Origin of the sequence: Klebsiella sp. I138, assembly GCF_051131765.1 — a bacterium.
Taxonomy (GTDB): domain Bacteria; phylum Pseudomonadota; class Gammaproteobacteria; order Enterobacterales; family Enterobacteriaceae; genus Klebsiella.
Genome location: NZ_CP180447.1, coordinates 5,474,614 through 5,501,374, shown reverse-complemented (window position 1 = coordinate 5,501,374; position 26,761 = coordinate 5,474,614). Strand labels below are relative to the sequence as shown.

At 53.1% G+C, this 26,761-nt stretch carries 19 protein-coding genes, 1 tRNA gene, 3 rRNA genes and 1 other annotated feature; of the genes, 11 read left to right on the top strand and 12 right to left on the bottom strand.

Annotated elements, in window-relative coordinates; all coding sequences use genetic code 11:
* Window positions 1–108: 108 nt before the first annotated feature.
* Window positions 109–1,434, top strand: a complete 1,326-nt coding sequence (srmB, locus tag ACMYSK_RS25785) for an ATP-dependent RNA helicase SrmB (RefSeq protein ID WP_434639264.1) — start codon at window positions 109–111, stop codon at window positions 1,432–1,434.
* A gap of 57 nt (window positions 1,435–1,491) precedes the next feature.
* Here the strand turns inward: srmB and grcA are convergent, their stop codons facing one another.
* Entirely contained in the window at window positions 1,492–1,875 is a 384-nt protein-coding gene (gene grcA / locus ACMYSK_RS25780; protein ID WP_076947771.1) for an autonomous glycyl radical cofactor GrcA, read from the bottom strand.
* A 316-nt stretch (window positions 1,876–2,191) separates the two neighbouring features.
* Here grcA and ung point away from each other — a divergent pair, with 316 nt between their 5' ends.
* The gene (gene ung, locus ACMYSK_RS25775; RefSeq protein WP_434639263.1) at window positions 2,192–2,881 is read left to right on the top strand and encodes a uracil-DNA glycosylase; all 690 of its coding nucleotides are present in this window, start codon (window positions 2,192–2,194) and stop codon (window positions 2,879–2,881) included.
* A gap of 71 nt (window positions 2,882–2,952) precedes the next feature.
* On the opposite strand, the gene ACMYSK_RS25770 is transcribed toward ung, so the two are convergent.
* Entirely contained in the window at window positions 2,953–4,023 is a 1,071-nt protein-coding gene (locus ACMYSK_RS25770) for a tRNA/rRNA methyltransferase (RefSeq protein WP_434639262.1), read from the bottom strand.
* A 203-nt stretch (window positions 4,024–4,226) separates the two neighbouring features.
* Between ACMYSK_RS25770 and trxC the strand changes: the two genes are divergently transcribed.
* The 5 genes from trxC to ACMYSK_RS25745 all read left to right on the top strand — a co-directional run bounded on the left by trxC (window position 4,227) and on the right by ACMYSK_RS25745 (window position 9,949).
* A complete protein-coding gene (trxC, locus tag ACMYSK_RS25765; protein WP_434639261.1) occupies window positions 4,227–4,652 on the top strand; it encodes a thioredoxin TrxC in 426 nt (141 codons plus the stop codon).
* 70 nt (window positions 4,653–4,722) lie between these two features.
* Window positions 4,723–5,421, top strand: a complete 699-nt coding sequence (locus ACMYSK_RS25760) for a tRNA-uridine aminocarboxypropyltransferase (RefSeq protein ID WP_434639260.1) — start codon at window positions 4,723–4,725, stop codon at window positions 5,419–5,421.
* A gap of 35 nt (window positions 5,422–5,456) precedes the next feature.
* On the top strand, window positions 5,457–8,114 hold the full coding sequence (locus ACMYSK_RS25755) for a bifunctional acetate--CoA ligase family protein/GNAT family N-acetyltransferase (protein ID WP_434639259.1): 2,658 nt from the start codon (window positions 5,457–5,459) through the stop codon (window positions 8,112–8,114).
* 114 nt (window positions 8,115–8,228) lie between these two features.
* Window positions 8,229–9,584, top strand: coding sequence for a CDP-diacylglycerol--serine O-phosphatidyltransferase (gene pssA, locus ACMYSK_RS25750; protein WP_434644374.1), 1,356 nt, complete (start codon window positions 8,229–8,231; stop codon window positions 9,582–9,584).
* A 41-nt stretch (window positions 9,585–9,625) separates the two neighbouring features.
* On the top strand, window positions 9,626–9,949 hold the full coding sequence (locus tag ACMYSK_RS25745) for a YfiM family lipoprotein (protein WP_434639258.1): 324 nt from the start codon (window positions 9,626–9,628) through the stop codon (window positions 9,947–9,949).
* Window positions 9,950–9,951: 2 nt separating this feature from the next.
* On the opposite strand, the gene ACMYSK_RS25740 is transcribed toward ACMYSK_RS25745, so the two are convergent.
* From ACMYSK_RS25740 to rluD, 8 genes are all read right to left on the bottom strand, one after another.
* Complete coding sequence (locus tag ACMYSK_RS25740; protein WP_434639257.1) at window positions 9,952–11,250, bottom strand: MFS transporter; 1,299 nt, start codon at window positions 11,248–11,250, stop codon at window positions 9,952–9,954.
* Window positions 11,251–11,888: 638 nt separating this feature from the next.
* Window positions 11,889–12,004 (bottom strand): 5S ribosomal RNA (gene rrf, locus ACMYSK_RS25735).
* 97 nt (window positions 12,005–12,101) lie between these two features.
* Window positions 12,102–15,008 (bottom strand): 23S ribosomal RNA (locus tag ACMYSK_RS25730).
* Window positions 15,009–15,226: 218 nt separating this feature from the next.
* A tRNA-Glu gene (locus ACMYSK_RS25725) sits at window positions 15,227–15,302 on the bottom strand.
* A gap of 85 nt (window positions 15,303–15,387) precedes the next feature.
* Window positions 15,388–16,930, bottom strand: a 16S ribosomal RNA gene (locus tag ACMYSK_RS25720).
* Together the 16S, 23S and 5S rRNA genes with 1 tRNA gene alongside form the textbook arrangement of a ribosomal RNA operon.
* A gap of 463 nt (window positions 16,931–17,393) precedes the next feature.
* The gene (clpB, locus tag ACMYSK_RS25715) at window positions 17,394–19,967 is read right to left on the bottom strand and encodes an ATP-dependent chaperone ClpB (protein ID WP_434639256.1); all 2,574 of its coding nucleotides are present in this window, start codon (window positions 19,965–19,967) and stop codon (window positions 17,394–17,396) included.
* Window positions 19,968–20,094: 127 nt separating this feature from the next.
* Window positions 20,095–20,826: a purine nucleoside phosphorylase YfiH gene (yfiH, locus tag ACMYSK_RS25710; protein WP_434639255.1), complete on the bottom strand. Its 732-nt coding sequence runs from the start codon at window positions 20,824–20,826 to the stop codon at window positions 20,095–20,097.
* Window positions 20,823–21,803: a 23S rRNA pseudouridine(1911/1915/1917) synthase RluD gene (rluD, locus tag ACMYSK_RS25705; RefSeq protein WP_434639254.1), complete on the bottom strand. Its 981-nt coding sequence runs from the start codon at window positions 21,801–21,803 to the stop codon at window positions 20,823–20,825. The genes yfiH and rluD overlap by 4 nt, the downstream gene beginning before the upstream one ends.
* Before the next feature lie 131 nt (window positions 21,804–21,934).
* Between rluD and bamD the strand changes: the two genes are divergently transcribed.
* From bamD to pheA, 4 genes are all read left to right on the top strand, one after another.
* Window positions 21,935–22,672 carry an outer membrane protein assembly factor BamD gene (gene bamD, locus ACMYSK_RS25700; protein WP_434639253.1) on the top strand — a complete coding sequence of 246 codons (738 nt, stop codon included), beginning with the start codon at window positions 21,935–21,937 and terminating at the stop codon, window positions 22,670–22,672.
* A 270-nt stretch (window positions 22,673–22,942) separates the two neighbouring features.
* On the top strand, window positions 22,943–23,278 hold the full coding sequence (raiA, locus tag ACMYSK_RS25695; RefSeq protein WP_041146780.1) for a ribosome-associated translation inhibitor RaiA: 336 nt from the start codon (window positions 22,943–22,945) through the stop codon (window positions 23,276–23,278).
* Window positions 23,279–23,384: 106 nt separating this feature from the next.
* Window positions 23,385–23,509, top strand: a sequence feature (Phe leader region).
* A complete protein-coding gene (gene pheL, locus ACMYSK_RS25690; protein WP_100279143.1) occupies window positions 23,386–23,433 on the top strand; it encodes a pheA operon leader peptide PheL in 48 nt (15 codons plus the stop codon). Its footprint overlaps the feature before it by 48 nt.
* Window positions 23,510–23,540: 31 nt before the next feature.
* Window positions 23,541–24,701: a bifunctional chorismate mutase/prephenate dehydratase gene (gene pheA / locus ACMYSK_RS25685; RefSeq protein ID WP_434639252.1), complete on the top strand. Its 1,161-nt coding sequence runs from the start codon at window positions 23,541–23,543 to the stop codon at window positions 24,699–24,701.
* Here the strand turns inward: pheA and ACMYSK_RS25680 are convergent.
* On the bottom strand, window positions 24,698–25,570 hold the full coding sequence (locus ACMYSK_RS25680; protein WP_434639251.1) for an SMP-30/gluconolactonase/LRE family protein: 873 nt from the start codon (window positions 25,568–25,570) through the stop codon (window positions 24,698–24,700). The two genes, pheA and ACMYSK_RS25680, sit on opposite strands and share 4 nt — an antisense overlap.
* A 66-nt stretch (window positions 25,571–25,636) precedes the next feature.
* Window positions 25,637–26,758: a bifunctional chorismate mutase/prephenate dehydrogenase gene (gene tyrA / locus ACMYSK_RS25675; protein WP_434639250.1), complete on the bottom strand. Its 1,122-nt coding sequence runs from the start codon at window positions 26,756–26,758 to the stop codon at window positions 25,637–25,639.
* Window positions 26,759–26,761: the final 3 nt, after the last annotated feature.

The window sequence follows — 26,761 nt, the reverse complement described above, 5'->3', positions numbered from 1 at the left end:
ACTCCTGAGCTTAAGGCTATGCACAATACCGGAGAACAGATAGCCTTACAAACAGATGAACATTATGTCCGTAACGTCTATAATCGTCGGTCCACTCAGAGGTAGATCATGACTGTAACGACTTTTTCCGAACTTGAACTCGACGAAAACCTTCTGGAAGCCCTCCAGGAAAAAGGTTTCACACGCCCGACAGCCATTCAGGCCGCCGCTATTCCGCCTGCGCTTGATGGCCGTGACATTCTCGGTTCAGCCCCGACAGGCACCGGTAAAACAGCGGCGTATCTGCTGCCAGCGTTGCAGCACCTGCTTGATTTCCCGCGTAAGAAGTCGGGTCCGCCGCGAATTCTTATCCTGACACCGACCCGTGAACTGGCGATGCAGGTTGCCGACCATGCCCGTGAGCTGGCTGCACACACGCATCTGGACATTGCCACCATCACCGGCGGCGTTGCGTATATGAACCACGCCGAAGTGTTCAGCGAGAACCAGGATATCGTCGTCGCCACCACCGGCCGACTGCTGCAATATATTAAAGAAGAAAACTTCGATTGCCGGGCGGTTGAAACGCTGATCCTTGATGAAGCTGACCGTATGCTGGATATGGGCTTCGCTCAGGATATTGAGCACATTGCCGGTGAAACCCGCTGGCGTAAGCAGACCATGTTGTTTTCCGCGACGCTCGAAGGCGATGCGATTAAAGATTTTGCCGAGCGTCTGCTGGAAGAACCCGTTGAAGTCTCCGCTACCCCGTCCACGCGCGAACGTAAGAAAATTCATCAGTGGTACTATCGTGCCGATGACATCAAGCACAAAACCGCTCTGCTGGTTAACCTGCTGAAACAGCCTGATGCAACCCGCTCTATCGTCTTTGTCCGTAAGCGTGAGCGCGTTCATGAGCTGGCGTCCTGGCTGCGCGAAGCGGGTATCAATACCTGCTGGCTGGAAGGCGAGATGGTACAGGCAAAGCGTAACGAAGCGATTAAGCGCATGACCGATGGTCGTATGAATGTGCTTATTGCAACAGACGTCGCCGCTCGTGGGATCGATATTCCAGACGTTAGCCACGTCTTCAACTTCGACATGCCGCGCACGGCCGATACCTATCTGCATCGTATCGGGCGAACCGGCCGTGCAGGGAAAAAAGGCGTTGCTATTTCCCTGGTTGAAGCTCATGACCATCTGCTGTTGGGTAAAATTGGCCGCTACATCGATGAGCCGCTCAAAGCGCGCGTTATTGATGAACTGCGCCCGACCACCCGCGCACCGAGCGAGAAGTTGACCGGTAAGCCGTCCAAAAAGGTTCTGGCCAAGCGTGCCGAACAGAAAAAAGAGAAAGACAAAGAGAAGCCGCGCGTGAAGAAACGTCACCGCGATGCCAAGAATGTCGGTAAGCGTCGCAAGCCAAGCGGCAGCGATGGCGATACTCAGCAGTAAAAATAAGCAACAAAAAAACGCCGGGATATCCCGGCGTTTTTATATTCAGGCGTCGACTTACAGACTTTCAGTAAAGGTACGAGCGATAACGTCGCGCTGCTGTTCTGGAGTCAGGGAGTTAAAACGCACCGCGTAACCAGATACACGAATGGTCAGCTGCGGGTATTTTTCCGGATGTTCAACCGCATCCATCAGCGTTTCACGGCGCAGTACGTTCACGTTCAGGTGCTGGCCACCTTCAACGCGGACTTCCGGTTTCACGTCGAGCGGGATTTCGCGGTATTCGATTTCGCCCAGTTTATTCACCGCAACAACATCATCTTCAGCAAAACCGCCTTTTGCACACAGGCAGCGCGCTTCGCCTTTTTCGCTATCCAGCAGCCAGAAAGAGTTCAGCAGGTCGTCGTTTGCAGCTTTAGTAATTTGGATACCAGTAATCATTTGATGCCTCCCTTAGGCAATATTTATTCGTCTTCTTGGCCCATTCCCGGCCAATTGGTAAAACCATTGTTGTCTGAGTGTATGTATATCAGCCAAACATCCGGCATTCATTGACCTAAATCAACAAAAACCACTCAATAAAAATGGGTATAGGGAGATATTATTGTTTTACATCAAGTTACGCCAGAGCCAGCGCAAAATATTTTTGTAAATTTTCAATTTTTTTTGCATACATAACGTCAGCCAGATCGTCCGGATTTTGTTATGCAGAAAGAAGCAGTTAAGCTATAGCTATGACACTTTGCAGGAGAGCAAGATGACCACCCCATTGACCTGGCACGACGTGCTGGCGGAAGAGAAGCAGCAGCCCTATTTTGTGAATACCCTGAAAACCGTCGCCGAGGAGCGCCAGTCGGGCATAACGATTTTTCCGCCGCAAAAAGATGTCTTCAATGCCTTTCGTTATACCGAACTTGGGGATGTCAAAGTGGTTATCCTTGGCCAGGATCCTTATCACGGGCCCGGGCAGGCTCATGGGCTGGCCTTCTCCGTGCTTCCTGGCATCCAGACGCCGCCGTCGCTGTTGAATATGTATAAAGAGCTGGAGGGGACGATCCCAGGATTCAGCCGCCCGACCCACGGTTATCTGGAAAGCTGGGCGCGACAGGGGGTGCTGCTGCTCAATACCGTTCTGACGGTACGGGCGGGTCAGGCGCATTCTCATGCCAGCCTTGGCTGGGAAACCTTTACCGATAAGGTCATTTCATTGATCAACGAACATCGTGAAGGGGTCGTTTTTTTACTGTGGGGCGCCCATGCGCAGAAGAAAGGTGCAATTATCGACAGCCAACGTCATTGCGTACTAAAAGCACCGCATCCTTCACCGCTTTCTGCCCATCGCGGCTTTTTTGGCAGCAATCATTTTGTCCAGGCTAATCAGTGGCTGGCCGGGCGCGGCGAATCTCCCGTTGACTGGATGCCGGTCTTGCCAGACGAACACGAATAGCCCTGCAGGCATCTTCAGCAGAAACAAAAATGCCAGCATTACGCTGGCATTTTTTCAGGTGAACTCAGCCATCAGGCCTTATTCTGACGCCACCACTCGGCCAGTAACACACCGGTCGCCACGGAGACGTTCAGGCTTTCTACGTTGCCAGTACCTGCAATGACAACGTTAAGGTCGGCACTGGAAATCGCCGCATCAGACAGACCATCGCGCTCCTGACCTAATGCCAGCACCATTTTCTTCGGCAGCTCGGCTTTATGCAGCGGCGTGCCGTTGTGGCTGGAGGTCGAAACAATGGCGTAGCCCGCACTGCGGAACTGCTCCAGCGTATCGATAAAGCTATCGCCTGTGATCGGTTCAACGTGTTCTGCTCCACCTTCAGCAGTACGGATTGCCGCACCTGACTCAAGCATACCGGCATCCTGCACGACAACGCCCTTCACGCCAAAATGCGCACAGCTACGCATGATCGCGCCGAGGTTGTGCGGGTTGCCGACATCTTCCAGCGCCAGAACACAATCTTCGGCCTCAGCTTTGGCTACCCACTGAGCCACAGTGGTACCGTTACGTTTCTTAATCAGGAAGCAAACGCCGCCGTGATGTTCCGTACCGGAAGCTTTTGCCAGCTCGGCTTCATCAACCACGTGGTAGGCTTTGCGGTTTGCCGCCATCCAACGCAGCGCTTCTTTGAAACGCGGGGTCACGCTCTGTACAAACCAGGCGCGGACGATCGCATCCGGACGGCTCTGGAACAGGGCCTGACAGGCATTCTCACCGTAAACACGGGTTTCTTCAGCGCGCTGACGACGCAGCACTTCCGGGTCTATAAAGCTTTTACCGCTGATCCCGCCGTGATCCGGTTTCACGACCGTTTCATCATTTGGTGCACGCGATACGGTACGCCACGGAGAAGAACTGTCACGATCAAAATCATCGCGTTTACGATCGTCACGTTTGCGGTCATCGCCGCGGCTGTTTCGTTCATCGCGGGCAGGGCGGCTACGGCCGTCAACACGAGATTTTCCTGGGCGCCCTCCCCCTTTCCCGGTACGCGGGTTATGGGTGCGTCTGTCAGAATCATCATCACTGCGGACATACATCACTTTGACCTTGCCGCTTTTATTTTTCAGTTCGTCGCTCATCAATTTTCTCCACCTGCGCTGCGCGAAGCGCGAAGATTACCCGATGTGTCACCGCTGCGCCATTATTTCGTTTAAAAGATAAGGTCTATCGTATTCATCGAACAAAACGCGTTGTTGTTTAATAGTAGCTAATCGATAATATGTAACATTACAGAAACAAATCGGCCACGTGCCACGCTGCAACCCATAACCAGAGGTTAGTTATGAATACCGTTTGTGCCAGCTGTCAGGCTCTGAACCGCATCCCCGACGATCGTAGTGCCAATGGTGCTAAATGCGGACGCTGCGGCCACGATCTTTTTGACGGCGACGTTATCAACGCGACCGGGGCAACGCTGGATAAACTACTGAAGGACGATCTGCCCGTTGTTGTCGATTTCTGGGCGCCGTGGTGCGGTCCTTGTCGTAATTTTGCGCCGATCTTCGAAGACGTCGCGGAAGAACGCAGCGGCAAGATGCGCTTTGTCAAAGTGAACACCGAAGCCGAACGCGAGCTGAGCGCACGTTTCCGCATCCGCAGCATTCCGACCATTATGATGTTTAAAAACGGTGAAGTCATCGACATGCTGAACGGCGCGGTGCCAAAAGCGCCGTTTGACAGCTGGCTAAATGAAGCCAACCCGCAATAAACCTAAAGGGGCACGACTTGTGCCCCTTTTTCACCTCTGCGACAATGGCGTTTTTTCTTAGCGACACTTTATGATTGATAACGCCGTCCTTCGTCTTCGCGCCGAACGCCTCGCGCGCGCAACCCGGCCTTTTCTCGCACGCGGTAACCGAATCCACCGCTGCCAACGCTGTTTGCTGCCGCTGAAGCAGTGCCTGTGCGCCACCCTGACGCCGGCAACCGCCGCCAGCCGCTTCTGCCTGGTAATGTTTGACACCGAGCCAATGAAGCCAAGCAATACCGGGCGTCTTATTGCCGATATTCTGCCGGACACCGAAGCCTTTCAATGGTCGCGGACCGAGCCGCCACAGGCGTTACTCGATCGGGTCGCCGATCGGAATTACCAGCCAATGGTCGTCTTCCCGGCCTCTTACGCAGGGGCAGAACGCCAGATCCTGAGCGCTCCACCAGCGGGGAAACCGCCGCTGTTTATCATGCTCGACGGAACCTGGACTGAAGCGCGAAAAATGTTCCGTAAAAGCCCGTATCTTGATGCGCTACCGATTATATCCGTCGATCTTTCCCGCATCTCAGCCTACCACCTGAGAGAAGCCCATGCCGAGGGGCAGTACTGTACTGCGGAAGTCGCCATTGCGCTGCTCGACCTTGCAGAAGACCGGACGGCAGCACGCGCGCTTGGGGACCATTTTAGCTTGTTCCGCACCCGCTATCTGGCGGGAAAAACGCAGCATAAGGGTAGCATCACAGCACAAATGGTAGAAAACGTTTAAAATCATTCGGTCACTGGGGATCAAAGGAGACCGGTATGAGCCAACGAGGCCTGGAAGCACTGCTGCGGCCGAAGTCGATTGCCGTTATTGGCGCATCAATGAAACCGCAGCGTGCCGGTTATCTGATGATGCGCAATCTGCTTGCCGGGGGGTTTAACGGCCCGGTACTGCCCGTCACCCCGGCCTGGAAAGCCGTGCAGGGTGTGCTGGCATGGCCAACCATCGACAGCCTGCCGTTCACGCCAGACCTTGCCGTACTTTGTACCAACGCCAGGCGAAATCCCGAACTGCTGGATGCTCTGGGAAAAAAGGGCTGTAAGACCTGCATTATTCTCTCCTCCCCACCGGAACAATACCCCGCGCTGCTCGAATGTGCTGCCCGCTATCAAATGCGCCTGCTTGGCCCCAACAGCCTCGGCCTGCTTGCGCCCTGGCAAGGGCTGAATGCCAGCTTTTCACCGGTGCCCATTCATCGCGGTAAACTGGCGTTTATCTCCCAGTCCGCCGCAGTTTCAAATACCATACTCGACTGGGCGCAGCAGCGGGAAATGGGCTTTTCTTACTTCATTGCGCTTGGCGATAGCCTGGATATCGACGTTGACGATCTCCTCGACTTCCTTGCTCGCGACAGTAAAACCAGCGCCATCCTGCTTTACCTTGAACATCTGAGCGATGCCCGGCGCTTCGTATCCGCCGCGCGCAGCGCATCGCGTAATAAACCCATTCTGGTTATCAAAAGCGGTCGCAGCCCGGCAGCGCAAAAGCTGTTGCATGTGAATTCGGGTATGGATCCGGCCTGGGATGCGGCGATTCAACGGGCGGGCTTACTGCGCGTGCAGGATACCCATGAGCTCTTCTCAGCGGTCGAAACCCTCAGCCATATGCGCCCGCTGCGCGGAGAGAAACTGATGATCATCAGCAACGGTGCCGCCCCTGCGGCTCTGGCACTGGATGAACTGTGGCTTCGGAACGGCAAGCTTGCCAACCTCAGCGAAGAGACCTGCGAAAAACTACGCCAGGCGCTGCCAGGGGGGATCGGTATCGCCAATCCGCTGGATCTTCGCGACGATGCCAGCAGCGAGCACTATCTCAAGGCGCTGAACGTGCTACTGGATAGCCAGGATTACGACGCCCTGTTGGTCATTCACTCCCCCAGCGCCGCCGCCCCGGGAACCGAAAGTGCGCTGGCCCTGATCGACGCGCTGAAACAACATCCACGCGGTAAATATGTCACGGTCCTGACAAACTGGTGTGGCGAATACTCTTCTCAGGAAGCGCGCCGTCTATTCAGCGATGCCGGGCTGCCAACCTACCGCACGCCGGAGGGAACCATTACTGCGTTTATGCATATGGTGGAATATCGGCGTAACCAGAAGCAGCTCCGGGAGACACCCGTTCTGTCAGATACGGTGACGGCCAATACCGCAGAAGCCCATATGCTGTTACAGCAGGCAATTAGCGAAGGTGCCCGCTCGTTGGATACGCATGAAGTTAGCCCGGTATTACATGCATACGGTATCCACACTTTACCGACCTGGATTGCTGCCGACAGCGCTGAGGCGGTCCATATCGCCGAGCAAATTGGCTATCCGGTGGCCCTGAAACTGCGTTCACCGGATATTCCACACAAATCTGAAGTTCAGGGCGTCATGCTCTATTTACGAACCGCTACGGAAGTACAGCAGGCGGCGGATGCTATTTTCGACCGCGTGAAAATGGCGTGGCCACAGGCGCGTATTCATGGTCTGCTGGTACAAAGTATGGCCAATCGCGCGGGTGCACAGGAGCTACGCGTCGTCGTTGAGCACGATCCGGTGTTCGGCCCGTTGATCATGCTGGGCGAAGGCGGCGTAGAATGGCGTGCGGAAGATCAGGCTGCCGTAGCCCTGCCACCGTTAAATATGAATCTTGCCCGCTATCTGGTGATCCAGGCGATCAAAAGCAAGAAGATCCGTGGGCGCAGTGCGCTACGCCCGCTGGATGTTTCTGGCCTCAGCCAACTGCTGGTTCAGGTATCAAATCTTGTCGTCGATTGCCCGGAGATCCAGCGGCTGGATATTCACCCGCTGCTCGCTTCGGGTAACGAGTTCACCGCACTTGACGTCACGTTGGGCCTTGCACCGTTTACCGGCGACAGTGAAAGCCGGTTGGCAATACGCCCCTATCCGCAGCAGCAGGAAGAGTGGGTGGTGATGAAAAATGGCGAGCGCTGCCTGTTCCGTCCGATCCTCCCGGAAGATGAACCGCTGCTTATGGCCTTTATCGCCCAGGTAACGAAAGAAGATCTCTATTATCGCTATTTCAGCGAAATCAATGAATTTACTCACGATGACTTAGCCAATATGACGCAGATCGACTACGATCGAGAAATGGCGTTTGTTGCCGTCCGCGTGAGTACCGAAGGCAATGAGATCCTTGGCGTAACACGAGCCATTTCCGATCCTGACAACATTGATGCGGAGTTTGCTGTACTGGTCCGTTCCGATCTCAAAGGATTAGGTCTTGGCCGGCGGCTGCTGGAAAAGCTGATTGCCTATACGCAAAGCCACGGTCTGCAGCGGCTCAATGGTATCACTATGCCCAATAACAGAGGCATGATTGGCCTTGCCAGGAAGCTGGGATTCGCTGTTGATATTCAGCTGGAAGATGGGATTGTCAGTTTGTCCCTGCAATTTGCACCACAACAATCATAAACTGGCGACCGCAATTGTTGACCACATTCGCGAACAGTAATGTTATTATTGCCCGCTTACGTCGTCTGCATGGTACAGAAGACCCTTCAATAAACAGAGAAGAAACGCACTGTGATGTTGTCAAAATTTAAGCGTAATAAACATCAACAACACCTTGCCCAACTCCCTAAGCTTTCTCAGTCAGTTGATGATATCGAGTTCTTTTACGCGCCTGCGGATTTTCGGCAAGCGCTACTGGCAAAGATAGCCCACGCCACCCAGCGTATTTGTATTATTGCGCTCTATCTGGAGCAGGATGATGGCGGCAAAGGAATTCTGCAGGCACTGTATGACGCCAAACGCCAGCGTCCGGAGTTAGACGTTCGCATTCTGGTTGACTGGCACCGCGCCCAGCGTGGACGCATTGGCGCAGCGGCGTCTAATACTAATGCCGACTGGTACTGCCGCATGGCGCAGGAAAACCCCGGCGTTGATGTTCCCGTTTATGGCGTGCCGGTCAATACCCGAGAAGCACTCGGCGTACTGCATTTTAAAGGCTTTATTGTCGATGATTGCGTCCTTTATAGCGGCGCCAGTCTGAACGATGTCTACCTGCATCAGCATGATAAATATCGTTACGATCGCTACCAGTGTATTCGTAATGGCAAAATGGCCGATGTGATGTTCGATTGGGTAGAGCACAACCTGGTTGAAGGCCGTGGCGTTAACCGTCTCGACAAGGACGATCGCCCGAAAAGCCCGGAAATCAAAAATGATATCCGTCAGTATCGCCAGGAGCTTCGCGACAGCAGCTATCATTTCCTCGGTAATGCGGATGACGACCAGCTGTCGGTCACGCCGCTGGTAGGCCTGGGTAAATCGAGCCTGCTGAACAAAACCATCTTCCATCTGATGCCCTGCGCTGAGCGTAAGCTGACAATCTGTACGCCCTATTTCAACCTACCGGCGCTTCTGGTGCGGAATATCATTCAGCTACTGCGCAGCGGAAAGCAGGTGGAGATAATCGTTGGCGATAAAACGGCGAATGACTTCTATATCCCCGAAGATCAGCCGTTTAAGATTATCGGCGCACTCCCCTATCTGTATGAAATTAACCTCCGCCGCTTTCTGAGCCGGCTGCAGTACTATGTCAATACTGACCAGTTGATTGTACGTCTGTGGAAAGATGAGGATAACAGCTATCACCTTAAGGGAATGTGGGTTGATGATGAGTGGATGTTGCTGACCGGTAATAATCTCAATCCGCGTGCCTGGCGTCTGGATCTGGAAAATGCGATTCTGATTCACGATCCGCAGCATCAGCTGGGGGCGATGCGTGAGAAAGAGCTGCACCTGATCCGCCAGCACACCACGGTCGTTAAACACTATCGCGATCTGCAAAGCATTGCGGATTATCCAGTCAAGGTACGAAAACTGATTCGCCGCCTGAGGCGCATCCGTATCGATCGACTGATCAGCCGTATTCTCTGAATATCTGCCCCGCATCGTCGGGGCTTTTTTCTGGAATGTGTATGCGTAATATCATTTTTATTGCTCCGTTACTGCTTACCGGCTGTAGCCATATGGCGCAGGATTCATGGAGCGGTCAGGATAAAGCCCAGCATTTTCTGGCCTCAGCCATGCTCTCTGCAGCCGGTAACGAATATGCCCAGCATCAGGGGTACAGTCGTGACCGAAGCGCAGCCATTGGCTTTATGTTTTCCGTCAGCCTTGGTGCTTCGAAAGAGCTCTGGGACAGCCGCCCGGCGGGAAGCGGCTGGAGCTGGAAAGACTTCGCATGGGATGTGGCCGGTGCCACAACGGGCTATGCCGTGTGGCAACTGGCGCACCAATAGACCTACAGTCTTAGCCCCTTACCTTTGCGGTGCAGCATCAGAGAAACCAGAAAGGCAATCGCGCTCATTACAGTGACGTACCAGTAAAAGACGTGTTCTACCCCAATTGATTTTAGCGACAGCGCAACATATTCAGCCGAGCCACCGAACAAAGCATTCGCCACGGCATAAGACAGTCCAACCCCTAATGCTCGTACCTGCGCCGGGAACATCTCTGCCTTCAAAATTCCGCTGATCGAGGTATAGAAACTCACGATCATCAGCGCGCAGATAACCAGCCCAAATGCAGCATAAGGTGATGTCACGCTTTGAAGAGCGCTCAATATTGGAACGGTAAAGAGCGTCGCTAATGAGCCAAAACAGAGCATTGATGTCCGGCGGCCAATTTTATCCGACAGTGCCCCGAATAGCGGTTGTGCCAGCATATAAACAAACAGGGCGGCGGTCATTATGACGCTGGCCGTACCGGCGCTCATTCCTGCCGTATTGACCAGATATTTCTGCATGTATGTCGTGAAGGTGTAAAAGATTAACGAGCCCGCAGCAGTAAAGCCAAGTACCATCATAAATGCTTTACGATTGCGCCATAATCCTTTGAAGGAACCCGCTTCTTTTAATGCCCGAGTCTCTTGCATAGATGTTTCATCCAGCTGACGACGCAGCCACAGAGCAACAACTGCGAGCACGGCGCCAAGGGCGAAAGGTATCCTCCATCCCCAGGCGTGCAGCTGTTCATCGTTAAGAATTTGTTGCAGGGCGACCACCACAAGCACGGCCAGAAGCTGACCGCCAATGAGCGTAACGTACTGGAATGAGGCGTAGAAGCCTTTCTTACCTTCAACAGCAACTTCACTCATATAGGTTGCACTGGTGCCGTATTCTCCCCCGACGGAAATCCCCTGAAACAGGCGTGCCAGCAGTAATAGTGCCGGAGCCCATGTCCCAATGGTTTCATAGCCGGGAAGGCACGCAATGACCAGTGAGCCCATACACATCATGCATACGGAAATGAGCATGGACGTTTTACGCCCGCGTCGGTCAGCAATACGGCCAAACAGCCATCCCCCAATCGGACGCATCAGGAAGCCAGCGGCAAAGACTCCTGCGGTTTGTAATAACTGAGTGGTGGTGTTTCCAGAAGGAAAAAAGATGTGCGCAAAATAGAGAGAGCAGAATGAGTAGACATAAAAATCAAACCATTCAACCAGATTTCCTGAAGATGCGCCTACAATCGCCCAAATGCGACGGCGGGTATCGCCATGATCCAGCTCTCCCCGTTGATTAATACTACTTTCTGCCATTGTTATTCTGCTCCAGCAAAGACTGCAATCTGTCTTGTCGGGCGTACCACGTCACTGAGACAAATCATTTAGTAAACCAAATGTTATATAATTGTTATTTATTTATATGTGACGAAATTCACATTCTTTTTCGTCATGCAGTTTTCGGGATTAACGCTAAAGCATGGGCGGGGATAAAGTGAAATATGGTGAGGAGGCGACCACAGCAGGCTTTTATGTCGTTTGAACAAACAGATAGATAACTGTTTTACAGGAGAGCGCTCATCGTCAGATGGCAGGAAAAACAGACGGCTCAGTTTTCCGCTTTATTTGATCCCTGACTGAGCATGACGAACATTTTATCGCCCTCAACTCATGAGCAGAGATATTCCCAGAGGCGGCGCGCGGCGCCTTGTCCGGGCTACCCGGCAGTACCGGCAAAAACGCAAAAAGCCCGTCCGTCAGGACGGGCTTTTTACTGGTCTGATGCCTGCCAGTTGTATGCCGGACTTTCCTGCCCGCCACCCTCCGGGCAGCACGCCGGGCTGTGCAACAGCATTCCCGACAATGTTGTCCTTCTCAGGAGAGCCTTCACCGACAAACGACAGACAAACAAAAAAACCCCATGCTTTCGCATGAGGTTTTTCCGTTTATTTGATGCCTGGCAGTTCCCTACTCTCACATGGGGAGACCCCACACTACCATCGGCGCTACGGCGTTTCACTTCTGAGTTCGGCATGGGGTCAGGTGGGACCACCGCGCTATTGCCGCCAGGCAAATTCTGTTTCCACCCCGCATCTCTGCGCAGTGAATAATCTGTCATCAGGCTGAAAATCAATTTCGTCTCTTCGCCAAAACAGCTTCGGCGTTGTAAGGTTAAGCCTCACGGTTCATTAGTATCGGTTAGCTCAACGTATCGCTACGCTTACACACCCGACCTATCAACGTCGTAGTCTTCAACGTTCCTTCAGGACTCTCAAGGAGTCAGGGAGAACTCATCTCGGGGCAAGTTTCGTGCTTAGATGCTTTCAGCACTTATCTTTTCCGCATTTAGCTACCGGGCAATGCCATTGGCATGACAACCCGAACACCAGTGATGCGTCCACTCCGGTCCTCTCGTACTAGGAGCAGCCCCCCTCAATTCTCCAGCGCCCACGGCAGATAGGGACCGAACTGTCTCACGACGTTCTAAACCCAGCTCGCGTACCACTTTAAATGGCGAACAGCCATACCCTTGGGACCTACTTCAGCCCCAGGATGTGATGAGCCGACATCGAGGTGCCAAACACCGCCGTCGATATGAACTCTTGGGCGGTATCAGCCTGTTATCCCCGGAGTACCTTTTATCCGTTGAGCGATGGCCCTTCCATTCAGAACCACCGGATCACTATGACCTGCTTTCGCACCTGCTCGCGCCGTCACGCTCGCAGTCAAGCTAGCTTATGCCATTGCACTAACCTCCTGATGTCCGACCAGGATTAGCTAACCTTCGTGCTCCTCCGTTACTCTTTAGGAGGAGACCGCCCCAGTCAAACTACCCACCAGACACTGTCCGCAACCCGGATCACGGGTCTACGTTAGAACATCAAACATTAAAGGGTGGTATTTCAAGGTTGGCTCCATGCAGACTGGCGTCCACACTTCAAAGCCTCCCACCTATCCTACACATCAAGGCTCAATGTTCAGTGTCAAGCTATAGTAAAGGTTCACGGGGTCTTTCCGTCTTGCCGCGGGTACACTGCATCTTCACAGCGAGTTCAATTTCACTGAGTCTCGGGTGGAGACAGCCTGGCCATCATTACGCCATTCGTGCAGGTCGGAACTTACCCGACAAGGAATTTCGCTACCTTAGGACCGTTATAGTTACGGTCGCCGTTTACCGGGGCTTCGATCAAGAGCTTCTCCTTACGGATAACCCCATCAATTAACCTTCCGGCACCGGGCAGGCGTCACACCGTATACGTCCACTTTCGTGTTTGCACAGTGCTGTGTTTTTAATAAACAGTTGCAGCCAGCTGGTATCTTCGACTGATTTCAGCTCCGTGAGCAAGTCACTTCACCTACCATCAGCGTGCCTTCTCCCGAAGTTACGGCACCATTTTGCCTAGTTCCTTCACCCGAGTTCTCTCAAGCGCCTTGGTATTCTCTACCTGACCACCTGTGTCGGTTTGGGGTACGATTTGATGTTACCTGATGCTTAGAGGCTTTTCCTGGAAGCAGGGCATTTGTTACTTCAGCACCGTAGTGCCTCGTCATCACACCTCAGCGTTTAATAAAGGTCCGGATTTACCTAAACCTTCCGCCTACATGCTTAAACCGGGACAACCGTCGCCCGGCTAACATAGCCTTCTCCGTCCCCCTTCGCAGTAACACCGAGTACAGGAATATTAACCTGTTTCCCATCGACTACGCCTTTCGGCCTCGCCTTAGGGGTCGACTCACCCTGCCCCGATTAACGTTGGACAGGAACCCTTGGTCTTCCGGCGAGCGGGCTTTTCACCCGCTTTATCGTTACTTATGTCAGCATTCGCACTTCTGATACCTCCAGCAACCCTCACAGGCCACCTTCAACGGCTTACAGAACGCTCCCCTACCCAACAACACATAGTGTCGCTGCCGCAGCTTCGGTGCATGGTTTAGCCCCGTTACATCTTCCGCGCAGGCCGACTCGACCAGTGAGCTATTACGCTTTCTTTAAATGATGGCTGCTTCTAAGCCAACATCCTGGCTGTCTGTGCCTTCCCACATCGTTTCCCACTTAACCATGACTTTGGGACCTTAGCTGGCGGTCTGGGTTGTTTCCCTCTTCACGACGGACGTTAGCACCCGCCGTGTGTCTCCCGTGATAACATTCTTCGGTATTCGTAGTTTGCATCGGGTTGGTAAGTCGGGATGACCCCCTAGCCGAAACAGTGCTCTACCCCCGAAGATGAGTTCACGAGGCGCTACCTAAATAGCTTTCGGGGAGAACCAGCTATCTCCCGGTTTGATTGGCCTTTCACCCCCAGCCACAAGTCATCCGCTAATTTTTCAACATTAGTCGGTTCGGTCCTCCAGTTAGTGTTACCCAACCTTCAACCTGCCCATGGCTAGATCACCGGGTTTCGGGTCTATACCCTGCAACTTAACGCCCAGTTAAGACTCGGTTTCCCTGCGGCTCCCCTATACGGTTAACCTTGCTACAGAATATAAGTCGCTGACCCATTATACAAAAGGTACGCAGTCACCCCATAAAAGAGGCTCCCACTGCTTGTACGTACACGGTTTCAGGTTCTTTTTCACTCCCCTCGCCGGGGTTCTTTTCGCCTTTCCCTCACGGTACTGGTTCACTATCGGTCAGTCAGGAGTATTTAGCCTTGGAGGATGGTCCCCCCATATTCAGACAGGATACCACGTGTCCCGCCCTACTCTTCGAACTCACAGAATGTGCATTTTAGTGTACGGGAGTATCACCCTGTACCCTGCGACTTTCCAGACGCTTCCACTAACACACAAACTGATTCAGGTTCTGGGCTGCTCCCCGTTCGCTCGCCGCTACTGGGGGAATCTCGGTTGATTTCTTTTCCTCGGGGTACTTAGATGTTTCAGTTCCCCCGGTTCGCTTCGTTAAGCTATGTATTCACTTAACGATAGTGTGTCGAAACACACTGGGTTTCCCCATTCGGAAATCGCCGGTTATAACGGTTCATATCACCTTACCGACGCTTATCGCAGATTAGCACGTCCTTCATCGCCTCTGACTGCCAGGGCATCCACCGTGTACGCTTAGTCGCTTAACCTCACAACCCGAAACTGTTTCGTAAAACAGTTCGCATTGCGAAAATTTGAGAGACTCGAACACACCATTTTTCCTTTCTTATTACGGAGAAAGGAAACAGTGTGTCGTTTCAATTTTCAGCTTGATCCAGATTTTTAAAGAGCAAATATCTCAAACATGATTCCGGAGAATCAGTTTTGAGATACTGAGGTCGGCGACTTTCACTCACAAACCAGCAAGTGGCGTCCCCTAGGGGATTCGAACCCCTGTTACCGCCGTGAAAGGGCGGTGTCCTGGGCCTCTAGACGAAGGGGACACTGAAGTCTCAATCGCAAGACGCCTTGCTATTTACTTTTCATCAGACAATCTGTGTGGACACTACAAAGGCAGGTTCTTTCAGGTAAGGAGGTGATCCAACCGCAGGTTCCCCTACGGTTACCTTGTTACGACTTCACCCCAGTCATGAATCACAAAGTGGTAAGCGCCCTCCCGAAGGTTAAGCTACCTACTTCTTTTGCAACCCACTCCCATGGTGTGACGGGCGGTGTGTACAAGGCCCGGGAACGTATTCACCGTGGCATTCTGATCCACGATTACTAGCGATTCCGACTTCACGGAGTCGAGTTGCAGACTCCGATCCGGACTACGACATACTTTATGAGGTCCGCTTGCTCTCGCGAGGTCGCTTCTCTTTGTATATGCCATTGTAGCACGTGTGTAGCCCTACTCGTAAGGGCCATGATGACTTGACGTCATCCCCACCTTCCTCCAGTTTATCACTGGCAGTCTCCTTTGAGTTCCCAGTACGAACCGCTGGCAACAAAGGATAAGGGTTGCGCTCGTTGCGGGACTTAACCCAACATTTCACAACACGAGCTGACGACAGCCATGCAGCACCTGTCTCACGGTTCCCGAAGGCACTAAAGCATCTCTGCTAAATTCCGTGGATGTCAAGAGTAGGTAAGGTTCTTCGCGTTGCATCGAATTAAACCACATGCTCCACCGCTTGTGCGGGCCCCCGTCAATTCATTTGAGTTTTAACCTTGCGGCCGTACTCCCCAGGCGGTCGACTTAACGCGTTAGCTCCGGAAGCCACTCCTCAAGGGAACAACCTCCAAGTCGACATCGTTTACAGCGTGGACTACCAGGGTATCTAATCCTGTTTGCTCCCCACGCTTTCGCACCTGAGCGTCAGTCTTTGTCCAGGGGGCCGCCTTCGCCACCGGTATTCCTCCAGATCTCTACGCATTTCACCGCTACACCTGGAATTCTACCCCCCTCTACAAGACTCAAGCTTGCCAGTTTCAAATGCAGTTCCCAGGTTGAGCCCGGGGATTTCACATCTGACTTAACAAACCGCCTGCGTGCGCTTTACGCCCAGTAATTCCGATTAACGCTTGCACCCTCCGTATTACCGCGGCTGCTGGCACGGAGTTAGCCGGTGCTTCTTCTGCGAGTAACGTCAATCGCTAAGGTTATTAACCTTAACGCCTTCCTCCTCGCTGAAAGTACTTTACAACCCGAAGGCCTTCTTCATACACGCGGCATGGCTGCATCAGGCTTGCGCCCATTGTGCAATATTCCCCACTGCTGCCTCCCGTAGGAGTCTGGACCGTGTCTCAGTTCCAGTGTGGCTGGTCATCCTCTCAGACCAGCTAGGGATCGTCGCCTAGGTGAGCCATTACCCCACCTACTAGCTAATCCCATCTGGGCACATCTGATGGCATGAGGCCCGAAGGTCCCCCACTTTGGTCTTTCGACGTTATGCGGTATTAGCTACCGTTTCCAGTAGTTATCCCCCTCCATCAGGCAGTTTCCCAGACATTACTCACCCGTCCGCCGCTCGTCACCCAGAGAGCAAGCTCTCCTGTGCTACCGCTCGACTTGCATGTGTTAGGCCTGCCGCCAGCGTTCAATCTGAGCCATGATCAAACTCTTCAATTTAAGTTTGATGCTCGTGAATTAAACTTCGTAATGAATTACGTGTTCACTCAGAGACTTGGTATTCATTTTTCGTCCGAGGACGTTAAGAATCCATGTCACTTTGAGTGCCCACACAGATTGTCTGATAAATTGTTAAAGAGCAGTGCAACGGCGCTGAGCGCTCTGTCGCGAGGTCCCGTATAATACGTTTTCCTCATTCAGAGTCAAGCATTTATTTTTGCTTTTCTCTGTCGGCTTTCGCTGCTGATATTCAGCGTTGAGGCCTTCTGAGCCGGCGACTTGTTTGCCGTTGTTCCGTGTCAGTGGAGGCGCATTATAGGCAGTAATTCTGAGGTGACAAGTATAAATTCAAAAAAACAATTCGTTCGCTTACTTTTCACACAAAAACATGCGCAGACTTTAATTCTTGCCTGGTTTTTAAACAAAAACGAGCCCAGAGGGCCCGTTTTTGTCGTTTTGTGATTTACTGCACTGCCACTATATGGTCATCTTTTACTACTAGCTGAACTTCTTTACCGGGAACCAGCTCACCAGAAAGAATCTGCTGCGCCAGCGGGTTTTCGATCTGCTGCTGGATAGCGCGTTTTAGCGGGCGAGCCCCGTACACCGGATCGTACCCATTTGCACTCAGCAATTTCAGCGCGTCCTCGGACATATGGACTTCGTAGCCACGCTCTTCCAGACGTTTGTACAAACGCTGCAGCTGAATCTGCGCAATCGAAGCAATGTGTTTTTCACCAAGCGGGTGGAAGACCACAACCTCATCAATACGGTTAATGAATTCCGGACGGAAGTTCTGACTGACCACACCGAGTATCAGATCTTTCATATGTCCGTAATCCAGCTCGCCGAAACGTTCCTGAATCAGATCCGAACCAAGGTTGGAAGTCATAATCACAACCGTGTTACGGAAATCAACCGTTCTCCCCTGACCATCGGTCAGGCGACCGTCGTCCAGAACCTGCAACAGAATGTTGAACACATCCGGGTGCGCTTTTTCTACCTCATCCAGCAAGATGACGGAGTACGGACGGCGACGTACCGCTTCGGTCAGATACCCGCCTTCTTCATAGCCAACATATCCCGGAGGCGCACCGACCAGACGCGAGACGGAATGTTTCTCCATAAACTCGGACATATCAATACGCACCATGGCATCATCGCTATCGAACATAAAGTTAGCCAGCGTTTTGCAAAGCTCGGTTTTACCGACACCGGTTGGGCCGAGGAACAGGAACGACCCGATTGGACGGTTAGGATCGGACAAACCAGCCCGGCTACGGCGAATCGCATTAGATACCGCTTCAACCGCTTCGTTCTGGCCAATCACCCGGCTGTGCAGCTCCTGCTCCATACGCAGCAGTTTTTCACGCTCACCTTCCATCATTCGCGCAACCGGAATACCGGTCCAGCGTGCCAGCACTTCGGCAATTTCTGCATCGGTCACTTTGTTCCGCAGCAGACGCATGGTTTTACCTTCCGACTGGGTGGCTGCCGCAAGCTGTTTCTCCAGCTCCGGAATTTTGCCGTACTGCAGTTCGGACATCCGCGCGAGGTCGCCGATGCGCCGCGCCTGCTCAATCGCAATTTTGGCCTGCTCCAGTTCAGCTTTGATTGTCTGCGTACCGGACAGCGACGCTTTTTCCGCCTTCCACTCTTCTTCTAATACGGAATACTGACGTTCTTTATCAGCCAGCTCTTCATTGAGCATATCCAGACGTTTCAGACTGGCCTCATCGGCTTCTTTCTTCAGCGCCTGCTGTTCCAGCTTGAGCTGAATAATACGTCTGTCGAGTCGGTCGAGTTCTTCCGGCTTCGAGTCAATCTGCATACGAATGCTGGATGCGGCTTCATCGATCAGGTCGATAGCTTTATCCGGCAGCTGACGGTCAGCAATATAGCGGTGTGACAGGGTTGCCGCCGCCACGATCGCCGGGTCGGTAATTTGCACATGGTGATGCAGCTCGTAACGCTCTTTCAAGCCACGCAGAATCGCAATAGTGTCTTCCACTGAAGGTTCTGCCACGAACACTTTCTGGAAGCGACGCTCCAGCGCGGCATCTTTTTCAATGTACTGACGATACTCATCAAGCGTGGTCGCGCCGACGCAGTGCAGCTCCCCACGCGCCAGTGCAGGTTTAAGCATGTTCCCGGCATCCATTGCGCCGTCCGCTTTCCCCGCGCCGACCATGGTGTGCAGCTCGTCAATAAACAGAATGACATTGCCTTCTTGTTTGGACAGGTCGTTAAGCACCCCTTTCAGACGCTCTTCAAACTCACCGCGATACTTCGCCCCGGCCACCAGCGAGCCCATATCCAGCGCCAGTACCCGACGACCTTTCAGCCCTTCCGGGACTTCACCGTTAACAATACGCTGCGCCAGCCCTTCGACGATGGCGGTTTTACCGACGCCAGGTTCACCAATCAGAACCGGGTTGTTTTTAGTCCGCCGCTGCAGGACCTGGATAGTACGACGAATTTCTTCGTCACGGCCGATAACCGGATCCAGCTTGCCTTGTTCTGCCCGCTCGGTCAGATCGACCGTAAATTTCTTCAATGCCTGACGTTGGTCTTCGGCACCCTGATCGTTCACGCTTTCACCTCCGCGCATTTGTTCAATCGCCTGAGTCACATTGGCGGTTGTTGCCCCGGCAGATTTTAAAAGGTCGGTCAGCGTACCGCGAGATTCAAGCGCCGCCAGAACGAACAGTTCCGACGAAATAAAGTTGTCCTTCCTCTTTTGCGCCAGCTTGTCGCAAAGATTCAAAATACGCACGAGATCCTGAGACGGCTGCACGTCGCCGCCGGTGCCTTCCACCTGCGGTAAACGGCTTAGCGCCTGAGTGATGTTCGTGCTTAACTCTCCGGCGTTGATGCCAGCAGACGTTAATAAAGGACGTACCGATCCCCCTTCCTGATTCAGCAAGGCGCTCATTAGATGAAGAGGTTCGATGAATTGGTTGTCGTGCCCAAGTGCAAGCGACTGGGCATCGGCAAGAGCAAGCTGGAATTTATTGGTAAGACGATCCAGACGCATAACTCCTCCCATAACAGGTCAAATTTGCTACTGGAGATTAAATGAGGTCATCCCTCAATTATTCAAGGTTAAAGACCTGAACTATGCGAAAAATAATTTGCCTTCTGGACCGTCTTGATTCGCCAGGTTATCTCAACCAGATAAAACTTGCCATACGACCCGTCGTCTTATCGCGACGATAAGAGAAAAAATCATCCTTTTCGCTTAGCGTACAACGATCGCCGCCGGAGATCGCCGTCACGCCAACATTGGCTAATCGCTGACGAGCCAGCTGATAGATATCAGCAAAATATTTCTCGCCGGCCGGGCGGAAAGCCTGTTCCGCTTGCCCGTCTTTTATGACAAAGGCATCCCGCACTTCCGGACCGACTTCAAAAGCGTCGGGACCGATCGCCGGGCCAAGCCAGGCCAGAATGTTCTCCGGGCTGTCGGCAAAACATGCGACCGTTTCTTCCAGAACACCGTCACATAATCCCCGCCAGCCGGCATGCGCAGCGGCAACTTCCGTTCCCGCGCGATTGCAAAAAAGAACCGGCAGGCAGTCCGCAGTCATTACCGCACATACCGTACCCGGCGTATTACAGTATGACGCATCTGCCCGTTTTGACTCATACGGCCCACCGTCCAGCATGAGCACAGCGGTGCCATGCACCTGCTCCAGCCAGACTGGATAAGAAGGCAGTCCGCCTGCGGCAAACATCCGCCGACGGTTTTCTTCCACGTGCTGTAGATTGTCTCCGCAATGGGCGCCCAGATTGAGCGAATCGTACGGAGGCAGGCTGACCCCGCCAATACGCGTGGAGCTACAGGCCGCCACGCCTTCCGGTACAGGCCATTGCGGTACAATCAGTTTAGTCATAGCCAGTCAATCTCGTCCTTGTGCTCTTCATAATCCGCGCGCATCGCATCAATCAGGTCAACCATATCCTGTGGAATTGGCGCATGCCATTCCATCTCAATACCGCTGATCGGATGATACAGACGCAGCATCGTCGCGTGCAAAGCCTGACGATCAAACTTACGCAGCGCGGTGATAAACTCTTCCGACGCGCCTTTCGGTGGACGCGGACGGCCGCCATAAACCTGATCGCCGACCAGCGGATGAGTGATATGCGCCATATGCACACGGATCTGGTGAGTACGGCCGGTTTCCAGACGCAGACGCAGACGCGTATGAATGCGGAAGTGCTCCATAATACGGTAGTGCGTTACCGCCGGTTTCCCCATCGGGTGCACCGCCATATGAGTACGCTTTGTCGGGTGACGGCTGATCGGTTCTTCTACCGTCCCTCCCGATGTCATGTGGCCGATCGCCACCGCTTCATACTCGCGGGTGATTTCACGCAGCTGCAGCGATTCAACCAGGCGTGTTTGCGCCGGGATAGTTTTCGCAACGACCATTAAGCCGGTCGTATCTTTATCCAGACGGTGCACAATGCCCGCACGCGGCACGTCGGCAATCGGCGGATAATAGTGCAGCAGCGCATTCAGCACAGTACCGTCGGGGTTGCCCGCGCCTGGGTGAACAACCAGATCGCGCGGTTTATTGATCACGAGGATGTCATCATCTTCGTAGACGATATTGAGCGGAATATCCTGCGGTTCGAAACGCGCATCTTCTTCGATTTCAACATCGATGGAGACGCTCTCTCCCCCTAAAACTTTCTCTTTCGGCTTGTCACTGACAACGCCATTTACCAGCACTCGCTGGTCAAGGATCCATTCTTTTATGCGCGAACGCGAATAATCCGGGAACATTTCGGCCAAAGCCTGATCTAAGCGTTGACCGAGTTGTTTTTCGGACACCGTTGCGCTGAGTTGTACTCGTTGTGCCATATACAGCTTCTTCGTTTAACGTTGGGTTTTACGGCTTTGCCGTTTAATATAGTGTGCTATTGTAGCTGGTCTTAATCGGGAGCAGGAACAGAGATTCTCCCGCATAAACATTTTGAGGAAGTCAAAACGTCATGACGCGCATGAAATACCTGGTGGCAGCAGCCACACTGAGCCTGGCTTTGGTGGGTTGCTCCGGCTCAAAGGAAGAGGTGCCTGATAATCCGCCGAATGAAATCTACGCGACCGCCCAGCAAAAGCTGCAGGACGGTAACTGGAAACAGGCAATAACGCAACTGGAAGCGTTGGATAACCGCTACCCGTTCGGCCCTTATTCCCAACAGGTACAGCTGGACCTGATTTATGCGTATTACAAAAATGCCGATCTACCGCTGGCTCAAGCAGCAATCGACCGCTTCGTTCGTCTGAATCCTACGCATCCTAACATTGATTACGTCATTTATATGCGTGGTCTGACAAATATGGCGCTGGATGACAGTGCGTTGCAAGGATTCTTCGGCGTCGATCGCTCCGACCGCGACCCGCAGCACGCTCGCGATGCCTTTAACGACTTCTCCAAACTGGTTCGCGGTTACCCGAGCAGCCAGTATGCGACCGACGCCTACAAACGTATGGTGTTCTTGAAGGATCGCCTGGCGAAGTACGAGCTGTCAGTGGTTGATTACTACACCGACCGCGGCGCATGGGTTGCTGTCGTGAACCGTGTCGATGGCATGCTGCGCAGCTACCCGGACACACAGGCGACTCGCGATGCATTACCGAAGATGGAAAATGCCTACCGCCAGATGCAAATGAACGCCCAGGCAGACAAAGTGGCGAAAATTATCGCCGCGAACGGCAAAAACACCTGATCGTTTTTCAGATAAGCAAAACGGCAGCCACGAGCTGCCGTTTTTTATTGCTCAGGCGCCTGAGCTGAAGCGTTTTAGCGCCGAGTTATCCTATCAAATATGACTCTCTTTCCCCCATCCGACAAGAAAAATCTCACCTGTTCCTGCCCTGCCTCACAAAATGAATTCGCTGACAAAAAGTGACATTAAAATGTGATTTAAATCACACATCTTGACATTGGGCGAGGTATGCTGGGTTCACCAAGACGGGAAAGACAAGAGGTAAAATTTATGACAATGAACATTACCAGTAAACAAATGGAAATTACTCCGGCAATTCGCCAGCATGTCGCAGACCGTCTCGCTAAATTGGATAAATGGCAAACCCACTTAATCAACCCGCACATCATTCTCTCTAAGGAGCCGCAGGGTTTTGTCGCTGACGCAACCATCAATACGCCAAACGGGCATCTGGTTGCCAGCGCAAGAAGTGAAGATATGTACGTCGCTATCAACGAATTGATCAACAAGCTGGAACGGCAGCTGAATAAAGTGCAACACAAAGGGGAAGCCCGCCGCGCCGCAACATCGGTGAAAGAGGCAGGCTTTGTGGAAGAAGAAGAGTAATCCTTAACTTTATATTGTGTAATGCCACGCGCCTTCGGGCGCGTTTTTTATTGACAGGATGAAAACAGTACGGGTACTGTAATCCCAACTGACCAAAGGAATTCATCGTGAAACGACTACCGTTCTTCTTCGCATTCTTTTTTACCTTCCCCTGAACGGGAGGCAATTCGTCGTGTGATAAAGAATGCGAAGACGAACAACAAGGCCTCCCAAACGGGAGGCCTTTTTTATTGATAAATCAATAACAAGAAAGGCAACACATATGACCGAGGAAAACCCGTTACTGGCCCTGCGCGATAAGATAAGCGCGCTGGATGAAAAACTGCTCGCGCTGCTGGCGGAACGCCGTGGGCTGGCTGTAGAGGTCGGTAAAGCAAAGCTGGCGTCGCATCGCCCGGTTCGTGACATCGACCGCGAACGCGACCTGCTTGAGCGCCTGATGACGCTGGGGAAAAGCCATCATCTGGATGCCCACTACATCACCCGTCTGTTCCAGCTTATCATCGAGGATTCCGTTCTTACCCAGCAAACCCTGCTGCAGCAGCATCTGAATAAAATCAATCCGCATTCAGCACGCGTCGCTTTTCTGGGGCCAAAAGGGTCATACTCGCATCTTGCCGCACGCCAGTACGCAGCGCGCCATTTTGAACAATTCATTGAGAGCGGCTGCGCTAAATTTGCCGATATCTTTAATCAGGTAGAAACCGGCCAGGCTGACTATGCGGTCGTTCCCATTGAAAATACCAGCTCGGGTGGGATCAACGACGTCTACGATCTGCTGCAACATACCAGCCTGTCGATCGTCGGCGAACTCACGATCCCTATCGATCACTGCGTGCTGGTCTCAGCGTCAACCGATCCGCAACAAATCCAGACCGTGTATAGTCACCCGCAGCCGTTCCAGCAGTGCAGTCAATATCTGAGCCGCTATCCACACTGGAAAATTGAATATACCGAAAGCACTTCTGCAGCGATGGAAAAAGTGGCTCAGGCGAACTCACCAGATGTCGCCGCGCTGGGTAGCGAAGCCGGCGGTGCACTGTACGGCCTGCAGGTTCTGGAACACTGTCAGGCAAATCAAACACAAAACATCACCCGCTTCCTGGTACTGGCACGCAAAGCGGTAAATGTTTCCGATCAGGTACCGGCAAAAACTACGCTACTTATGGCAACTGGACAGCAGGCCGGGGCGCTGGTTGAAGCACTTCTGGTGCTGCGTAACCACAACCTGATCATGACCAAGCTGGAATCCCGTCCGATTCACGGCAACCCGTGGGAAGAGATGTTTTATCTGGATATTCAGGCCAATCTGGAATCAATACCGATGCGTAAGGCACTAAAAGAGCTGGCCGAGATTACCCGTTCCATGAAGGTTCTCGGTTGCTACCCTGGTGAAAACGTCGTGCCGGTCGATCCCATCTAACGTTCTGTAAACGGCACTTTCTTCATCCCTGCCACCGTCATCGGCAGGGTGAAGATGGCGCCAGAAAGCGGGTATTTCTGTACTTCGTCGGCGGTCATATTTTCCCGCGTGGTCGTTATATACAGTGTGCGCATATCTGCTCCACCAAAACAGACCATCGTCGGACAGCGCACCGGTAACCGGTACGCTTCAAGCGGTTCCCCGGTCGGGGAAAAACGAGCGATACGCCAGCCGTCAAACATTGCGCTCCAGTAGCAACCTTCTTCATCCATGGCAGCCCCGTCAGGGATACCTTCTCCTGGCTGAAACCGGCGAAAGACTTCACGTTTTCCGGGCTCGCCCTGCTCATCCAGCGGAGTGCGATAGATTACGGCATTTGGCGTATCCGAGGTGTACATCCAACGTTTGTCTGCGCTAAAAGCCAGACCGTTGGCGCCATGGATATCGCACTGAATCACCCGAGGAGTCAGATCGTGGTCAATGCGCATCAGCAGCGCACCATTATAATCACCCGGGCCCCAGAACGTGCCGGCATAAAAACGCCCCTCGCGATCAGTACCGCCATCGTTAAAGCGCGCCAGCTGCGGATTACTCGGATTATCACAAATCTTGCGTTGCAGCAGGCCATGGGCATCGGTAAGCCAGATAGCGCTGCGTAGCGCCACAATGAAGCCCCCTTTCTCGCGCAGAGCAAAACAGCCCACTTCTTCGGGAAATTGCAGAACCTGATGTTCACCGCTGTGGATGTCGTAACGGTGAATTTCGCCCTCCAGAATATCGGCCCAGTAGAGCGCCTGCCCGGACTCGCTCCAGGTCGGGCATTCCGGCAAATGTCCTGCGTAATCAAACAGCGGTTGTGGTTCAGCCATCGTTTTCATCCCTATAAAAAAAGCCAGCGGGTTTCCCCTCTGGCTTTGATTATATACGGTTTTCCGCTACTGCCGGTTATCATTCGCCTGGCGCAGCAGCGTCCGACTTTCGCTCTGGAAGCGCTGGGCATAATCGCCAAACCAGTGCTCCACCTTGCGGAAGCTGTCGATAAACGCTTGTTTATCCCCCTGCTCGAGCAGGCCAATAGCTTCCCCAAAGCGCTGGTAGTAACGTTTAATCAGCGCCAGATTGCTTTCTGACGACATAATAATGTCAGCATACAGCTGGGGATCCTGCGCAAACAGGCGGCCAACCATCGCCAGTTCAAGCCGATAGATTGGCGAGGAGAGCGCCAGAAGCTGTTCCAGGCGCACATTTTCTTCCGCCAGGTGCAGGCCGTAGGCAAAGGTCGCGAAGTGACGCAATGCCTGGATAAACGCCATATTCTGGTCGTGTTCAACCGCGCTGATACGATGTAAACGGGCACCCCAGACCTGAATTTGCTCCAGGAACCACTGGTATGCTTCCGGCTGACGACCATCGCAGTAAACGACGACCTGCTTCGCCAGGCTGCCGCTGTCCGGCCCGAACATCGGGTGCAGACCCAGTACCGGACCATTGTGCGCGGCCAGCATCGCCTGTAAAGGCTCTGCTTTTACCGATGCCAGGTCGACCAGGATACAGTCCGCCGGCAGCGGCGGCAGCTGGCCTATCGTGTCAACCGTGGCATGAATCGGCACGCTAACGATGACCATTCCTGCATCGGCAACAATATCCGCTGCACGCGCCCAGTCATCTTTCTCCAGAATGCGCACCTGATAGCCTGAAAGCGTCAGCATTTTCTCAAACAGACGCCCCATTTGCCCACCGCCGCCAACAATCACAACCGGGCGCAGATTGGGACACAGGGTTTTGAAGCCTTTGTCATTCTCGCTGGAATATGACTCGCGCATGACGCGACGCAGCACGTCTTCGATAAGATCGGGCGGCACGCCAAGCGCCGACGCCTCTTCCCGCCGTGAAGCCAGCATCGCGGCCTCGCGTTCGGGAACGTAAATCGGCAGGCCGTACTGGCTCTTCACTTCTCCGACTTCCGCTACCAGCTCCAGGCGGCGTGCCAGCAGCCCCAGCAGCGCCTTATCGACTTCATCAATTTGATCGCGTAACGCGGTCAGTTCAGCAACCATACT

Excerpts from the sequence above, each read along its gene's own strand:
- srmB (WP_434639264.1), top strand. The coding sequence starts at position 109 with ATGACTGTAACGACTTTTTCCGAACTTGAACTCGACGAAAACCTTCTG.
- grcA (WP_076947771.1), bottom strand. The coding sequence starts at position 1,875 with ATGATTACTGGTATCCAAATTACTAAAGCTGCAAACGACGACCTGCTG.
- ung (WP_434639263.1), top strand. The coding sequence starts at position 2,192 with ATGACCACCCCATTGACCTGGCACGACGTGCTGGCGGAAGAGAAGCAG.
- ACMYSK_RS25770 (WP_434639262.1), bottom strand. The coding sequence starts at position 4,023 with ATGAGCGACGAACTGAAAAATAAAAGCGGCAAGGTCAAAGTGATGTAT.
- trxC (WP_434639261.1), top strand. The coding sequence starts at position 4,227 with ATGAATACCGTTTGTGCCAGCTGTCAGGCTCTGAACCGCATCCCCGAC.
- ACMYSK_RS25760 (WP_434639260.1), top strand. The coding sequence starts at position 4,723 with ATGATTGATAACGCCGTCCTTCGTCTTCGCGCCGAACGCCTCGCGCGC.
- ACMYSK_RS25755 (WP_434639259.1), top strand. The coding sequence starts at position 5,457 with ATGAGCCAACGAGGCCTGGAAGCACTGCTGCGGCCGAAGTCGATTGCC.
- pssA (WP_434644374.1), top strand. The coding sequence starts at position 8,229 with ATGTTGTCAAAATTTAAGCGTAATAAACATCAACAACACCTTGCCCAA.
- ACMYSK_RS25745 (WP_434639258.1), top strand. The coding sequence starts at position 9,626 with ATGCGTAATATCATTTTTATTGCTCCGTTACTGCTTACCGGCTGTAGC.
- ACMYSK_RS25740 (WP_434639257.1), bottom strand. The coding sequence starts at position 11,250 with ATGGCAGAAAGTAGTATTAATCAACGGGGAGAGCTGGATCATGGCGAT.
- clpB (WP_434639256.1), bottom strand. The coding sequence starts at position 19,967 with ATGCGTCTGGATCGTCTTACCAATAAATTCCAGCTTGCTCTTGCCGAT.
- yfiH (WP_434639255.1), bottom strand. The coding sequence starts at position 20,826 with ATGACTAAACTGATTGTACCGCAATGGCCTGTACCGGAAGGCGTGGCG.
- rluD (WP_434639254.1), bottom strand. The coding sequence starts at position 21,803 with ATGGCACAACGAGTACAACTCAGCGCAACGGTGTCCGAAAAACAACTC.
- bamD (WP_434639253.1), top strand. The coding sequence starts at position 21,935 with ATGACGCGCATGAAATACCTGGTGGCAGCAGCCACACTGAGCCTGGCT.
- raiA (WP_041146780.1), top strand. The coding sequence starts at position 22,943 with ATGACAATGAACATTACCAGTAAACAAATGGAAATTACTCCGGCAATT.
- pheA (WP_434639252.1), top strand. The coding sequence starts at position 23,541 with ATGACCGAGGAAAACCCGTTACTGGCCCTGCGCGATAAGATAAGCGCG.
- ACMYSK_RS25680 (WP_434639251.1), bottom strand. The coding sequence starts at position 25,570 with ATGGCTGAACCACAACCGCTGTTTGATTACGCAGGACATTTGCCGGAA.
- tyrA (WP_434639250.1), bottom strand. The coding sequence starts at position 26,758 with ATGGTTGCTGAACTGACCGCGTTACGCGATCAAATTGATGAAGTCGAT.